Origin of the sequence: Gordonia aichiensis NBRC 108223, assembly GCF_000332975.1 — a bacterium.
Lineage (GTDB): Bacteria > Actinomycetota > Actinomycetes > Mycobacteriales > Mycobacteriaceae > Gordonia > Gordonia aichiensis.
Genome location: NZ_BANR01000005.1, coordinates 138,908 through 153,553 on the forward strand (window position 1 = coordinate 138,908; position 14,646 = coordinate 153,553).

The window sequence follows — 14,646 nt, forward strand, 5'->3', positions numbered from 1 at the left end:
GGAGAACTCCCCATCGGGAGGGGAGTTCTCCCCATCGACGGGGGAGTCGAGCGCTCATAACGTCATCTGCACGCGGAAATTGAGTTTCGCGAATGACCGAGCCGACACGGAATGTGACCGATGCGGCGCCAGCGATGACCGAGGAGATGCCGACATGACCGCACCTACCGCACCCCGCACTCCCGCTGTGCAACTCGACGCATACGCCGAACGACGTCGCGCGGAGTCGGCGGCGCGCCGCCGGGAGGCTCTCGCCCGGCTCGCTGCGCGTCGGATGCCACTGCCCGCACCCGCTGGAGCGGTCGCTGTGGGCGGTGGACCGCAACCGGCAGCCTCGCTCTCCGGTGGCCGCGGCGGACGCCACATGCATCTGCTCCCGGAGATCGGTTCGACGCTCGACGAGCCGCAGACATCGGCGGCGGAGGCCCGGAAGGTCCGTAGCGACCTGCCGAAGCCGCAGTTGACGCCCCGGGAGATCGAGGTGCTGCGGACCTGGTTGATGGTCGACACGAAGCCCGCCACCGCGGAAGCCCTCTACATCTCGCTGGGCACCGTCAACACACACCTCACACGAATCCGTGCCAAGTACGCCGAGATCGGTCGTCCCGCCCCTACCAAGGCCGGCCTCGTCGCGCGGGCGGTTCAGGACGGGATCGTCGAACTCGACGAACTCTGACCCCGGCCATGGTCGGCTCCCACCCGACCATGCGGGATACTGTCTCTCGTGGCTGACATCGAAGAGATCCTCCAGGTCGAGCGGATCGAGAAGGACATCTACCGCGGCGGGGCGTTCGAGAGCTTTCTCCAGCGCACGTTCGGCGGCCAGGTCGCCGGCCAGGCCCTCGTCTCGGCCACTCGCACCGTCGACGACGCCTATACGGTCCATTCACTGCACGGCTATTTCCTGCGGCCGGGTAACCCCGACATCCCGGCGGTGTTCCTCGTCGACCGCATCCGTGACGGACGTTCGTTCTGTACGCGTCGGGTCACGGGCATCCAGAACGGGGAGGCGATCTTCACCATGTCGGCGTCGTTCCACGTGCATGGCGACGAGGGAATCGAACACCAGGACCGGATGCCGCCTGCTCCCGATCCCGAATCGTTGCCCGACCGTTCGGAGAATCTCTCCGACGACGACCACGCGGTGTTCAAGGAGTGGCAGAACTTCGATCTGCGTGTCGTTCCGCGCGACGAGATGGTGACCAACGAGTACTTCGCCGCCCAGCAGCGCGTCTGGTTCAGATACCGGCACCGACTGCCCGACGACCAGACCATCCATGTGTGCACGTTGGCGTACATGAGCGATATGACGCTGCTCGGGTCGTCGAAGGTGCCCCATCCGGGAATCGAGCCGCAGGCGGCCTCCCTCGACCACGCCATGTGGTTCATGCGACCGTTTCGCGCCGACGAGTGGCTCCTGTACGACCAGACCTCGCCGTCGGCCGGTGCGGGGCGTGCGCTGACCCAAGGTCGCATCTTCGATCGTGCCGGACGTCTGGTCGCCGCCGTCACCCAGGAGGGCTTGAGCCGAACGGGTCGACCGATGCCGGCAGATCAGCACGCGCGGCACGAGAAGTGAGCGCGGCCACCAGGCCCCCGCGCGTCGGAGTCCTTGCACTGCAGGGTGACGTGCGTGAACACCTCGCCGCGGTGGCCGCGGCGGGCGCGACGCCGATCGGTGTCCGCCGCCGCGACGAACTCGACGCCGTCGACGGGCTGATCATTCCCGGCGGCGAGTCCACGACCATGAGCAGACTTCTCGGAGTGTTCGACCTCTACGAGCCGCTACGGGCGCGCCTGGCCGAGGGGATGCCTGCCTATGGTTCGTGCGCGGGCATGATCATGCTCGCGTCCGACATCCTCGACACCCGCCCCGACGCACGGCATCTCGATGCCCTCGACATCACCGTGCGGCGCAACGCGTTTGGCCGTCAGGTCGAATCCTTCGAGACAGACCTGGAGGTCGACGGGATCACCGGCGGGACCCCGATGCGTGCGGTGTTCATCCGCGCACCCTGGGTCGAGGGAGCGGGCGAGGGCGTCCAGGTTCTGGCGCGGGTGCCCGACGGCCCGGCCCAAGGGCGGATCGTCGCAGTACGTCAGGGCGACGTCCTCGCGACGTCATTTCACCCCGAGGTGACAGGTGATCGACGAGTGCACCAATACTTCGTCGACATGGTCGCCGCTAAGATCGAATGACGAACGACACCGTGCGTGGCAACGACGCCGCGGGCACGCGAAAGGATCGGAAGAGCGTATGAGCGGCCATTCCAAATGGGCGACCACCAAGCACAAGAAGGCGGTCATCGACGCCAAGCGCGGCAAGATGTTCGCAAAGCTGATCAAGAACATCGAGGTCGCGGCACGTACCGGGGGTGGCGACCCCGCGGGTAACCCGACGCTGTATGACGCGATTCAGAAGGCCAAGAAGAGCTCGGTACCCAATGACAACATCGAGCGCGCCCGCAAGCGCGGCGGTGGTGAGGAAGCGGGCGGCGCCGACTGGCAGACCATCACCTACGAGGGCTACGGCCCCAACGGTGTGGCGATCCTCATCGAGTGCCTCACCGACAATCGCAACCGTGCGGCGGGCGAGGTCCGCACCGCCATGACACGCAACGGCGGCAACATGGCAGACCCGGGTTCGGTGGCGTACCTCTTCACCCGCCGTGGCGTGGTCACGCTGGAGAAGAACGGTCAGTCCGAGGACGACGTCCTGATGGCTGTTCTCGACGCAGGCGCCGAGGAGGTCAACGATCTCGGCGACTCGTTCGAGGTGGTCAGCGAGCCAACCGACCTGGTCGCGGTCCGTACCGCGCTGGTCGACGCGGGTATCGACTACGACTCGGCGGAAGCCGATTTCCGTGCGTCCGTCGAGGTACCGGTCGATGCCGAGGGCGCTCGTAAGGTGTTCAAGCTCATTGATGCTCTCGAGGATTGCGATGACGTCCAGAACGTCTACAGCAACGTCGACGTCAGCGACGATGTACTGGCGGAGCTCGACGCCTGACCGGGCCAGTGGTTGATCATCCCGGGCCGCCGTCGCGACGAGCCAGCGCGGGCCGGTCGGGATGGTCATAGCGGACCTCGAGGTCGGCAGGTCGGGCCTGTGCGGCGTCGTCGAGCAGAGGGCGGATCATCCACTGCTCGTCGTCGGGGTGCGGCGTCGCAGTGCACCTTCGGACATCTCCAGGCTGATCACGAGTTCGAGGTCGAGCGCGTGGGTTCGCAGCATGGGGCCGGCGACGACAATGATCTGACCATTCGTCGCGTTCTCGCGCTGATCGCGAAATGATCTGTCGCGCAATGGGTCCCACAACCTCGGGAGCCATTGCCGCTCCGTGCGGACAGCGACGATCACCTCGCGGGTGATGGCGGAGAAGTCGAACCAGTTGTCTCGGTAGGACTGGGGATCCGATCTGCCGTACTCCAGTCGCAGCGACGCCGGGCGCAGGTAGTCGGCCGTGCGCACGACCGCCGCTGCCCGGCCGCGTGCGCGCAGGCCGTCGACGATCTCGGACGCGAACGACTCCGGAGCGGCGGCGGGCGCACCGTCGACCCCGACAACGGCGGTCCGCGACAGTTCGGCGCAGCGCTGTACGCACAGGTCCACCAGGCCGGTGGGCGTGATCGGTTCGAATCGCGTCATCGACTCCAGTCTTACGCCGTGTCGGTCCCTCGCGATGTCAGAGACCGTCGGTAACATCTCGAACAACTGTTCGCCGTGATCCGAGGGAGTGCGTGTGCGAGTGATGGGCGTCGACCCAGGACTGACGCGATGTGGAATCGCTCTCGTCGAGTCAGGCGCGGGTCGTCAGGTGACCGCACTCGACGTCGACGTGGTGCGTACACCGACCGACATGGACCTCGAGCGACGACTCCTCGCCGTGTACACCGCGGCCTGCCAGTGGCTCGATACGCATCAACCCGATGTCGTCGCGATCGAGCGGGTGTTCGCGCAGAACCAGGTGTCCACCGCGATGGGTACGGCGCAGGCCGGTGGTGTCATCGCGCTGGCTGCCGGTCAGCGCGACGTCCCGGTACGGTTCCACACGCCCTCGGAGGTCAAGGCAGCCGTGACCGGAAGCGGGCGCGCCGACAAAGCACAGGTCACCGCTATGGTCACACGAATTCTCGGTATGCAGACCACACCACGTCCGGCCGATGCCGCAGACGCGCTGGCCCTCGCGATCTGCCATTGTTGGCGGGGTCCGATGGCCGAGCGCATGATGGCGGCGCAGCGGCAGGCGGAGGACGCAGCGGCTCGCCATCGCGAGAAGATCGCCGCCGCGCGCGAGCGTGCCGCGCCGAATCGCAGCGCGGGAGGTGCTGCGCCGGATCGCACCGCGGCAGCAACTGCGGGGGAGAGGAGGGGCGCATGATCGCTTCGGTCCGTGGGCCGGTCGTCGACGTCGCGCTCGACCACGTGGTCATCGATTGCGCCGGCGTCGGGTACCGCGTCCTCGCCACCCCCTCGACGCTGTCACGCATGCGGCGGGGTGAGGAGTCGACGCTTCTGACCTCGATGATCGTGCGCGAGGACTCGATGACGCTCTATGGCTTCACCGAACCGGATGCCAGATCGTTGTTCGCGCTGCTGCAGACCGTCACGGGGGTCGGGCCGCGCCTGGCGATGGCCACGCTCGCGGTTCTCGAACCCGAGGCGCTGCGCGGGGCACTCGCCGATTCCGATGTCAAGGCACTGACGACGGTGCCCGGGATCGGCAAACGGGTCGCCGAACGGCTTGTCGTCGAGCTTCGGGACAAGGTCGACCGTCCGACGGGGGAGGGTCCGTCGGGAGCCGTCGTGGCGAGCGGTGAAGTGCGTGATCAGGTGACGGAGGCCCTCGTCGGTCTCGGCTTCACCGCGGCGCCCGCGGAGAAGGCGGTGGCGGCGGTACTGGCCGACGCGCCCGATGCGGACGCATCGACCGTGCTGCGGAAATCCCTTGCAGTGCTGGGGAAGTCGTGATGGATTCCGACGAGCAGGCCGAGCGTGAGGTCAACGCGACCCCGGTACGGTCCGACGGCGACCTCGATGCGGGTCTGCGCCCGCGGTCGCTGGCCGACTTCATCGGCCAACCCCGCGTGTGTGAACAACTCGAGTTGGTGCTGCACGGTGCGCGTGGACGGGGAGGGACACCCGACCACATTCTGTTGTCCGGGCCGCCGGGACTCGGGAAGACCTCATTGGCAATGATCATCGCGGCCGAGATGGGTGCTGCGATCAGGGTGACGTCGGGTCCGGCGCTCGAGCGGGCGGGCGACCTCGCGGCCATGCTGTCGAATCTTGTCGAGGGTGACGTGTTGTTCATCGACGAGATCCACCGCATCGCACGCCCTGCCGAGGAGATGCTCTACCTCGCGATGGAGGACTTCCGTGTCGACGTCGTCGTGGGCAAGGGGCCCGGCGCCACGTCGATCCCGCTCGACGTGGCGCCCTTCACACTGGTCGGCGCTACGACGAGGTCGGGCTCGCTGACCGGTCCGCTCCGCGACAGGTTCGGCTTCACCGCCCACATGGAGTTCTACGAAACCGACGAGTTGGTGCGGGTCCTGCGCCGATCGGCGGGCATTCTCGGTATTGACCTCGGCGGCGACGCGGCGTCGGAGATCGCAAGCCGTTCGAGAGGCACTCCGCGAATCGCGAACCGTTTGTTGCGGCGTGTGCGCGACTACGCGGAGGTCCGCGGTGACGGCGTCGTGACCGTCGACATCGCGCGCGCCGCTTTGGCTGTGTACGACGTCGACGAACTCGGCTTCGACAGACTCGACCGCGCCGTGCTCAACGCATTGATCAGGGCGTTCGGTGGTGGTCCAGTGGGTGTGTCGACGTTGGCGGTCGCCGTGGGAGAAGAACCCGCAACGGTCGAAGAGGTGTGCGAGCCCTTCCTCGTGCGCGCGGGCATGGTCGCGCGCACGCCGCGGGGGCGTGTGGCGACTGCCGCGGCGTGGCACCATCTCGGACTGACGCCACCGGCGGGCGCGCTCAACGCCACATTCGGTGTTCGCCCGCGCGACATCGACGGCGAGACGTTGTTCGACGACCTCTGAGCGTCCGGGGTGCGACCAAAATGTCCGATTTCGCGACGTGGCACACTAGTAGGAGTGCACAGCCACGGCGTGCAACCTCCACATTCGACGAAGGACTGATCGCTCTCTCATGGAATCTCTGCTCTTCCCGCTTCTGCTCGTGCTACTCGCCGGCTTCATGTTCTTCTCGATGCGTAAGCAGAAGAAGCGCGCTGCCGAGATGCAGGACATGCAGAACTCGATCCAGACCGGTACGCGAATCCAGTTGACGTCGGGCCTGTTCGGCACCGTCATCGACTCGTCGAGTTCTGACTACATCGACGTCGAGATCGCCACCGGCGTCGTCACCCGGTGGAACCGGCTCGCGATCATGAAGGTGGTATCGACCGAGGACGCCGCGGCGACCTACGCGGGCTACGTGCCGCCGAGCGCGCCGCTGACCGCGGACGGCGACGAGTTCTCGACCATCGACGGCACGGTGAACTACGACGACGCGTCGGGCTACGACGATCTCGACGACACCGACGTGAACCTCCGCAAGGATCAGGGCCCGAGCTCACCCGACTCGGAGAAGTAGCGCGAGGCCTGCGCAGCATTGCCGACGCATTCGTACCCCCGGTGGGGTCGTGCGAATGCGTCGGTACTGATCAGTAGAGTGGCGTGCGGCCATCTGGCCGATCAGTAGAGTGGCCTGCGGCCAATCTGACGCGCGCTGAAGGAGATCGAGGACAACGTGACCACCCCTCGCCGGGCGACAGAGGTGTCGACCAACACACGAGGGTCGTCGACCGGAAAACGCGGGTCGTCGACCACAAAGCCAGCGAAGAAGCGGCGGTCGCCAGCCCGCGAGATCCCGCCGTGGCGACCGTTGACGTTGTTCATCGTGTTCCTTGCCGCGATCTACGCGCTCATCTTCTTCACCGGCGGCGGATCGCCGGAGCCCAAGCTCGGTATCGATCTGCAGGGCGGCACCCGCGTCACGCTGACGGCACGCACCGAGTCGGGTAATCCGCCCACCCGTGAACAGCTCGACCAGGCGAAGCAGATCATCGAGCAGCGCGTCAACGGACTCGGTGTGTCGGGCTCCGAGGTGGTCGTCAACGGCAACAACCTCATCATCACCGTTCCGGGTCAGGATGGCGCGCAGGCCAAGACCCTCGGCCAAACCGCGCGACTGTTCGTACGCCCGGTCGTCGAGGTACAGGCCGCGACTCCGCAGCCGAAGAAGGACACCTCACAGCAGCCCACCGACGAGCAGCCGGCGGATCAGGCGGCCAAGGCGATCGAGGAGCAGCGCAAGCTGCGGCAGGTCCCCGCAGGAGCCAACACCGACGGGCTGAAGGCGTACATGTCGAAGATGGACTGCTCGACCGGCGCCAACGATCCGCTTCTGGGCAACGACCGCTCCGACGAGTACCTCGTCGCGTGTTCGGAGGACGGCAAGCAGGTCTACCTCCTCGCGCCGCAGATCATCGACGGACGCGACATCAGTTCTGCGAGCTCAGGATCCGATCAGCAGACCGGCGCCTGGACGGTCTACCTCGACTTCAAGCCCAACGCGGCGCAGACCTGGAGCGACTTCACCGCCAAGAACATCGGCAACACCACCGCGTTCGTACTCGACAGCCGTGTGGTGTCGGCCGCAACGATCAACTCGCAGATCTCGGGTGGCAAGACGCAGATCACGGGTTCGTTCAACGAGTCCGAGGCCAGCGATCTCGCCAACGTGCTGAAGTACGGCTCGCTGCCGCTGTCGTTCAAGACCTCGGACGCTGAGACGGTCTCGGCGACACTCGGTCTGCAGTCGCTGCGCGCTGGTCTGATCGCGGGTCTCATCGGGCTGATCGCCGTCTTCATCTATGCGCTCGCGTACTACCGCGCTCTCGGCTTCCTGACGATCCTCTCGCTGGTGCTCGCCGGAGCCGCGGTGTACGGGATCATCGTGTTGCTCGGGCGTTGGATCGGGTTCACCCTCGACCTCGCGGGCATCGCCGGTCTGATCATCGGTATCGGTATGACGGCCGACTCCTTCGTCGTGTACTTCGAACGCATCAAGGACGAGATGCGTGAGGGACGAAGTTTCCGGTCCGCGGTCCCGCGTGGCTGGGCCAGCGCCCGACGGACGATCTGGTCGGGTAACGCGGTGAGCTTCATCGCTGCCGCGGTCATCTACATCCTCGCGATCGGAGAGGTGCGCGGGTTCGCGTTCACGTTGGGCCTCACCACCATCCTCGACGTCGTCGTTGTCTTCCTCGTCACCCATCCTCTTGTCGTGCTCGCGAGCAGGAACGACTTCCTCTCGCGGCCGAAGATCAACGGACTCGGTGCGGTGAGTGAGGTGGCGCGGCAGCGTCGTCAACGCACAAGCAGGGCTGAGCGGGCGGCCGCGGAGCGCACTGACAACGAGCAGACCGTCGCAGAAGGAACGTCGAAATGACCACCACCAACGACTCTCGCGACGCCTCGGCTCCGGCACCGTCGGCCGGAAGTGACGCCGACTTCGTCGCCGATACCAACCGGTCGTTCCTGTCCCGCCTCTACACCGGCACGGGTGCATTCGAGATCGTCGGACGCAGGCGCATGTGGTACCTGGTGAGTTTGGTGATCGTGATCATCTGCGTCGCATCGATCGCCATCCGCGGATTCTCCTTCGGTATCGAGTTCGAAGGCGGAACGCAGGTCTCCATACCCGTGACACAGGGGGTGTCGAGCCAGTCGGTGGAGGATGTCACCACGAAAGCGCTCGGCAGCGCGCCGGAGGCGGTCCAGACGGCGGGGTCGGGCGCAGCGCAAACGGTTCAGGTCCGCACCGACAGCCTGTCGCCGCAGCAGGCGTCGACGCTCACCCAGGCGTTGACCGATCGCTTCGGGCCCGAACTCACCAATCAGGACGTGAGTATCTCGGAGGTCAGTTCCACCTGGGGCAAAGAGATCACCGAGAAGATGCTCATCGCGCTCGCGGTGTTCCTGGTGATCGTCTTCGTCTACATCGCCATCCGCTTCGACAGGGAGATGTCGATCGCCGCGCTCGCCTCGCTGTTGTTCGACATCGTCTGTACCGCAGGCATCTACTCGCTCGTCGGGTTCGAGGTCACACCGGCTACGGTGATCGGACTCCTCACCATTCTCGGCTTCTCGCTGTACGACACCGTCGTGGTGTTCGACAAGGTCGGCGAGAACACGCGGTCCGTGCTGCAGACGACCCGCCGGACCTACGCCGAACAGGCCAATCTCGCGATCAACCAGACGCTGATGCGATCGATCAACACCACGGTGATCTCCGTGCTGCCGATCATCGCCCTCATGGTCATCGCGGTGTGGCTGCTGGGCGTCGGCACGCTCAAGGATCTCGGTCTGATCCAGCTGGTGGGTGTGGTCGTCGGTACGTACTCGTCGATCTTCCTCGCGGCGCCGCTGCTGGTGACGCTCAAGGAACGGCGTTCCGAGATCAAGAAGCACACCGACCGTGTGCTCCAGCGTCGCGCCGCGATCGAGGCAGGCGACGACGTCAGCGCGGCAGATCGTCCGGTTCGCGGACGTCCCGGCGCAGCGTCGAGCAGCCGCAGCGGTCGGGGTGCGAAGGATGCGGGCGAGCAGCCGCAGGCTCCGACCGGCAAGCGTCGGCGTTCGCGTTAGGCACGCGGTGACCTCGGGGCGCGGCACGAGAGTGCTCGCGGTGGTACTCGCGGGGCTCGTCATGATCGGTGTGGTTGCGGCATGCGGCGACGACCAGCCGCCCACGCTCGACTACCTCACCGACGCACGGTTGAGCACAGCCAACGCGAATACCGTTGCGGGTAACGCCGACGGCGCGTTGATGCTCACCGGTCGCGTACTACCGGGTTTCAGCTACCTCGGAGCGTCGGGCCAGGTCACCCCGGACCGCGATATCGGCAGGGTGAGCGAGCAGTCCGGCCCAGTGAGGACACTGACCTACCAGTTCGCCCCCGGAGCGGAGTTCTCCGATGGGACTCCACTCGACTGCGACGACCTCGTGCTGGCGTGGACTGCTATGAGTGGGCGGTATCCCGAGTTCGGGGCCGCGAGCACTGCGGGCTATCGCGATATCGACAGAATCGACTGTGAGGCCGGTGCCAAGTCCGCGACGGTCACCTTCAAGCGTGGTCGCGACTACCGTGACTGGCTCTCGCTGTTCGGCGCAGGCACGCTGATGCCCGCACAGGTGGTTGCCCGCGCGGCCGGCGTCGCGGACTTGCTCGGTCCGATCCGGTCGGGTGATCGGGCGGCCCTCAGGAAGATCGCCCAGGCATGGAAGTCGGCCTTCGACCTGCGCCCGGGTGGCAGCGCCGACAACGTGCCCTCGTCGGGGCCGTATCAGATCTCCGAGATCACCGAGGCAGGGGTACTGCTCGTTCCGAACCCCAAGTGGTGGGGCGATGCACCCAAGGTATCGAGGATCCTCGTGCACGGCAGGTCCGACTCGGCGCGCCTCATCACCGGCACCTCGTACGATGTCGCCGACGTCACCGCAGGCCTCACCCACGGTGACGCTGGGAACGATGACCAGAACTCCGCAGGGCAGGTGCAGGCCCCCGACGCTCCCGGACGTGCACTCGGTGTCGAGGAGGTGGTGCTGTCACGTCGCGGAGTGTTCTCCGACGTCTCCGTCCGGCGGGCATTTGCGGGCTGCGTGCCCCGTGCCTCGCTGACGCGCTCCTTCGGTCAGGGCGCGCAATTGTGGAATCTCCGAACCCTTGCGCCCGCCGACCGCCTCGCGGCAGCCATCAACGGCGAGTTCGGTCAGGGGTATCTGCGCGCCGACACTGCGAGGTCGCGCCAGCTGCTCGCTGACGCGGGCAAGGAGTCCGGAGTGCGGGTTCGGATCGGTTACCTCGCACCGGGCGATCGCCAAAGACAGATGGTCGCGGCGATCGCCGACTCATGCCGAGCGGCGGGCATCTCGGTCACGGATGTGTCCTCGCCGCAGTTCGGCGTCGGCGAACTCGGCAAGACGGCCGACGCCGTGCTGGCGGTCAACGGGACGTCGTTTGCCGCGGCGGGAGCAGCGGACCCCAGTCGCGACTCGTATCAGCTGTTCGACGGAGATCCGTTGGACATCAACGGGTTCGACGATAAGCAGGTCTCTGATGCGATCGCCGCACGCAGTGTTGGTGTTCTCGGAAGCGAGCAGTTGGGTCTGGTCAGAACGATCGAGGGTGCGGCGTGGTCGGATGTCCCGTCGATCCCGCTGTTCGCTGCTCCTCGGGTCCGACGATGGAATGATCGGGTCGAGAACGTGGTGGCGGGCCTCGGACGCAATGGAACGGGATGGAACATGGATCGGTGGGTCAGCAGTGAGTGAGCGGGCGGACGGCGGCCACGTGAGCGGTGATCCCGACGATGACGTCACGCGCCGAGCGGTCCGTCGAGCACGCCAGGCGATCACCGAACATGAACGCACTGTGCCCGACTTCCCGAAGCCGGGCATCCTGTTTCGGGATCTGACGCCTGTTCTCGCCGACACCGAGGGGTTCGCCTCGATCGTGACCGCGCTGACGCACGGGTGTTCGGGCGTCGACCTCGTGGCGGGTATCGATGCGCGTGGTTTCCTCGTCGGTGGGGCAGTTGCGCAGGAACTCGGTGTCGGCATCCTCGCCGTACGCAAGGGCGGGAAGCTGCCGCCGCCGGTGCACGGCGTCGACTACGACCTCGAATACGGCACCGAACGCCTGGAGATCCCTGCGAGCGGTATCGACATCAGCGGTCGGCGCGTGCTGGTCGTCGATGATGTTCTCGCGACCGGGGGAACCGCGGTCGCGGCATCGACGCTGATGAGCCTGGCGGGTGCATCGGTGGTCGGGGTCGCGGTGATCATGGAGCTCGCGGACCTCGGGGGGCGGGAGAGGATCGTCACCGAGCTGGGGCCTGAGGTTCATCTGCACGCGATCACCGACGACCGCTGAGCTGTGCACGCCGCAGGCGCAGACGACCCCGGATTAGACTCGTCACACACGGTGTTGATTTTCAAGGCGGGCGTTGTCGTGCCGACACGACGCGACCTCGACGAGGGTCACACCACGAGAAGGAGGCAGCATGGCGAACGAGACCGAGGCGGCCGTCACTCGTGAGCGGGTCGCGCCGACTGCCGCCGAGGAAGCCCGTTCGAACACCGAACCTGCTGCCCCGGTGAACGGACACGCGGAGACCGAGGAAAACGCGCCCAGCACGGTTCAGCCCGATGCTCGGCAAGCCGGCACTGGTCAACCCCGCACCGCCCAGCAGGCTTCGGGCCAGAACGATTCCGGAACCACGACCGACACCACCCATGCCTCGGCGTCGCGGCGGGTCCGCGCGCGACTGGCGCGTCGCATGACCGCGACCCGCAGTTCCGTGCGCCCGGTCCTCGAGCCGCTGGTGACCCTGCATCGCGAGATCTACCCCAAGGCCGACATCGCACTGCTGCAACACGCCTACGACGTGGCCGACGAGCGGCATCGCGGACAGGACCGGAAGTCGGGCGACCCGTACATCACCCATCCGCTCGCGGTTGCGACGATTCTCGCCGACCTGGGAATGGACACCACGACGCTCGTCGCTGCACTGTTGCACGACACCGTGGAGGACACCGGTTACTCCCTCGAGGCTCTCGAGAGTGAGTTCGGTGCCGAGGTGGCACACCTCGTCGACGGTGTGACGAAACTCGACAAGGTGGCGCTCGGCAGCGCCGCGGAGGCCGAGACGATCCGCAAGATGATCATCGCGATGGCCCGTGACCCCCGGGTGCTCGTGATCAAGGTGGCCGATCGCCTCCACAACATGCGCACCATGCGGTTCCTGCCGCCGGAGAAGCAGGCGCGCAAGGCGCGCGAGACCCTCGAAGTGATTGCGCCACTTGCCCATCGACTCGGTATGGCGACGGTGAAGTGGGAGCTCGAAGACCTCTCGTTCGCGATCCTGCACCCCAAACGATACGAGGAGATCGTGCGTCTGGTGGCCGACCGCGCACCCTCGCGTGACACGTACCTGGCGCGCGTGCGCGCCGACATCAACAATGCGTTGTCGTCGGCGAAGATCACCGCAACGGTGGAGGGCAGGCCCAAGCACTACTGGTCGATCTACCAGAAGATGATCGTCAAGGGCCGCGACTTCGACGACATCCACGACCTGGTCGGCATGCGCATCCTGTGCGACGACGTGCGGGATTGTTACGCCGCCGTCGGCGTTGTGCACTCGCTGTGGCAGCCCATGGCCGGACGCTTCAAGGACTACATCGCACAGCCCAGGTTCGGCGTCTATCAGTCGTTGCACACCACTGTCATCGGACCGGAGGGCAAGCCCCTCGAGGTCCAGATCCGCACCAACGACATGCACCGCACCGCCGAATTCGGGATCGCTGCGCACTGGCGCTACAAGGAGAACGGTTACCGAGATCGCAAGGGACGCAAGTCTGATGCCGCCGAGATCGACGACATGGCGTGGATGCGTCAGCTTCTCGACTGGCAGCGTGAAGCCGCCGATCCCGGCGAGTTCCTGGAGTCGCTCCGATACGACCTCGCGGTCAAGGAGATCTTCGTCTTCACCCCTAAAGGCGACGTCATCACGCTTCCGGCGGGGTCGACGCCGGTCGATTTCGCATATGCCGTGCACACCGAGGTCGGTCATCGATGTATCGGCGCCCGGGTCAACGGACGTCTCGTCGCGCTCGAACGTCAACTCGAGAACGGCGAAGTGGTCGAGGTGTTCACCTCCAAGGCGCCCAACGCCGGCCCGAGTAAGGACTGGCAGAACTTCGTCGTGTCACCGCGCGCCAAGGCCAAGATCCGGCAGTGGTTTGCCAAGGAACGTCGTGAAGAGGCCCTCGAGACCGGCAAGGACGCCATTGCCAAGGAGGTGCGACGCGGCGGTTTGCCCCTCCAGCGGTTGATGAGCGCCGAGTCGATGGCCGCGATCGCGAAAGAATTGCGCTACGCCGACGTGACGGCTCTCTATACGGCGGTCGGTGAGAATCACGTGTCCGCGCGGCACGTCGTCAACCGGCTGGTGTCGTCGCTGGGCGGCATCGACGATGCCGCAGAGGAGATCGCCGAGCGCTCGACGCTGTCGACGATGCCGTCGCGTACGCGCGTGGGCGGCGACGCAGGCGTCGTCGTCGAAGGCATCGACAACATCCTCATCAAGCTCGCCAAGTGTTGTACGCCGGTGCCCGGCGACGACATCCTCGGCTTCATCACCCGTGGTGGGGGAGTCAGTGTGCACCGCACCGACTGCACCAACGCGAGCGATTTACGACGTCAGGATGAGCGCATCATCCCGGTCACGTGGGCCCCATCGCCGGAGTCGGTCTTCCTCGTCGCGATCCAGGTGGAGGCGCTGGATCGGCACCGTCTGCTGTCCGACGTCACCAAGGTGCTCGCCGACGAGAAGGTGAACATCCTCTCGGCGTCGGTGACCACCAGCCGCGATCGTGTGGCGGTGAGCAAGTTCACCTTCGAGATGGGCGACCCCAAGCATCTGGGTCACGTACTCAACGTGGTGCGCAACGTCGAAGGGGTCTACGACGTGTACCGGGTGACGTCGGCGGCGTAGAGCTTCGTCCCGTAGCCGCGCCCACTCGACGTTCCTCTGCGCCCGCTCGACGGACAGAGGCGCACA

General features: G+C 66.2%; 14 protein-coding genes. 13 read left to right on the top strand and 1 reads right to left on the bottom strand.

Going from position 1 to position 14,646, the window contains the following annotated elements; genetic code table 11:
- Nucleotides 1–154 precede the first annotated feature (154 nt).
- The 4 genes from GOACH_RS07945 to GOACH_RS07960 are packed head-to-tail and all read left to right on the top strand — an operon-like array spanning nucleotide 155 to nucleotide 3,010.
- Nucleotides 155–676 carry a helix-turn-helix transcriptional regulator gene (locus GOACH_RS07945; RefSeq protein ID WP_005173107.1) on the top strand — a complete coding sequence of 174 codons (522 nt, stop codon included), beginning with the start codon at nucleotides 155–157 and terminating at the stop codon, nucleotides 674–676.
- Between the two features lie 48 nt (nucleotides 677–724).
- Nucleotides 725–1,579 (top strand): acyl-CoA thioesterase, encoded by an 855-nt coding sequence (locus GOACH_RS07950; protein ID WP_005173109.1) that lies wholly within the window; start codon nucleotides 725–727, stop codon nucleotides 1,577–1,579.
- Entirely contained in the window at nucleotides 1,576–2,199 is a 624-nt protein-coding gene (pdxT, locus tag GOACH_RS07955) for a pyridoxal 5'-phosphate synthase glutaminase subunit PdxT (protein ID WP_005173111.1), read from the top strand. The genes GOACH_RS07950 and pdxT overlap by 4 nt, the downstream gene beginning before the upstream one ends.
- 58 nt (nucleotides 2,200–2,257) lie before the next feature.
- Nucleotides 2,258–3,010, top strand: a complete 753-nt coding sequence (locus GOACH_RS07960) for a YebC/PmpR family DNA-binding transcriptional regulator (RefSeq protein ID WP_005173114.1) — start codon at nucleotides 2,258–2,260, stop codon at nucleotides 3,008–3,010.
- 126 nt (nucleotides 3,011–3,136) lie between these two features.
- Here the strand turns inward: GOACH_RS07960 and GOACH_RS07965 are convergent, their stop codons facing one another.
- Entirely contained in the window at nucleotides 3,137–3,649 is a 513-nt protein-coding gene (locus tag GOACH_RS07965; RefSeq protein ID WP_005173117.1) for a nucleoside/nucleotide kinase family protein, read from the bottom strand.
- Between the two features lie 94 nt (nucleotides 3,650–3,743).
- On the opposite strand from GOACH_RS07965, the gene ruvC reads away from it, so the two are divergent.
- The 9 genes from ruvC to GOACH_RS08010 all read left to right on the top strand — a co-directional run bounded on the left by ruvC (nucleotide 3,744) and on the right by GOACH_RS08010 (nucleotide 14,580).
- Nucleotides 3,744–4,382, top strand: coding sequence for a crossover junction endodeoxyribonuclease RuvC (gene ruvC, locus GOACH_RS07970; RefSeq protein ID WP_040518099.1), 639 nt, complete (start codon nucleotides 3,744–3,746; stop codon nucleotides 4,380–4,382).
- Nucleotides 4,379–4,972, top strand: a complete 594-nt coding sequence (gene ruvA / locus GOACH_RS07975; RefSeq protein ID WP_005173123.1) for a Holliday junction branch migration protein RuvA — start codon at nucleotides 4,379–4,381, stop codon at nucleotides 4,970–4,972. Before ruvC ends, ruvA begins: the two co-directional genes overlap by 4 nt.
- Nucleotides 4,972–6,054 carry a Holliday junction branch migration DNA helicase RuvB gene (ruvB, locus tag GOACH_RS07980; protein ID WP_005173125.1) on the top strand — a complete coding sequence of 361 codons (1,083 nt, stop codon included), beginning with the start codon at nucleotides 4,972–4,974 and terminating at the stop codon, nucleotides 6,052–6,054. Before ruvA ends, ruvB begins: the two co-directional genes overlap by 1 nt.
- Before the next feature lie 109 nt (nucleotides 6,055–6,163).
- On the top strand, nucleotides 6,164–6,610 hold the full coding sequence (yajC, locus tag GOACH_RS07985; protein WP_005173128.1) for a preprotein translocase subunit YajC: 447 nt from the start codon (nucleotides 6,164–6,166) through the stop codon (nucleotides 6,608–6,610).
- A 156-nt stretch (nucleotides 6,611–6,766) separates the two neighbouring features.
- Nucleotides 6,767–8,470 (top strand): protein translocase subunit SecD, encoded by a 1,704-nt coding sequence (gene secD / locus GOACH_RS07990; protein WP_040518045.1) that lies wholly within the window; start codon nucleotides 6,767–6,769, stop codon nucleotides 8,468–8,470.
- Nucleotides 8,467–9,669 carry a protein translocase subunit SecF gene (secF, locus tag GOACH_RS07995; RefSeq protein WP_005173135.1) on the top strand — a complete coding sequence of 401 codons (1,203 nt, stop codon included), beginning with the start codon at nucleotides 8,467–8,469 and terminating at the stop codon, nucleotides 9,667–9,669. The genes secD and secF overlap by 4 nt, the downstream gene beginning before the upstream one ends.
- Nucleotides 9,670–9,676: 7 nt before the next feature.
- A complete protein-coding gene (locus tag GOACH_RS08000; RefSeq protein WP_005173143.1) occupies nucleotides 9,677–11,356 on the top strand; it encodes an ABC transporter substrate-binding protein in 1,680 nt (559 codons plus the stop codon).
- Nucleotides 11,349–11,957, top strand: a complete 609-nt coding sequence (locus GOACH_RS08005) for an adenine phosphoribosyltransferase (protein WP_005173144.1) — start codon at nucleotides 11,349–11,351, stop codon at nucleotides 11,955–11,957. The genes GOACH_RS08000 and GOACH_RS08005 overlap by 8 nt, the downstream gene beginning before the upstream one ends.
- A 130-nt stretch (nucleotides 11,958–12,087) precedes the next feature.
- A complete protein-coding gene (locus tag GOACH_RS08010) occupies nucleotides 12,088–14,580 on the top strand; it encodes a RelA/SpoT family protein (protein ID WP_005173147.1) in 2,493 nt (830 codons plus the stop codon).
- Nucleotides 14,581–14,646: the final 66 nt, after the last annotated feature.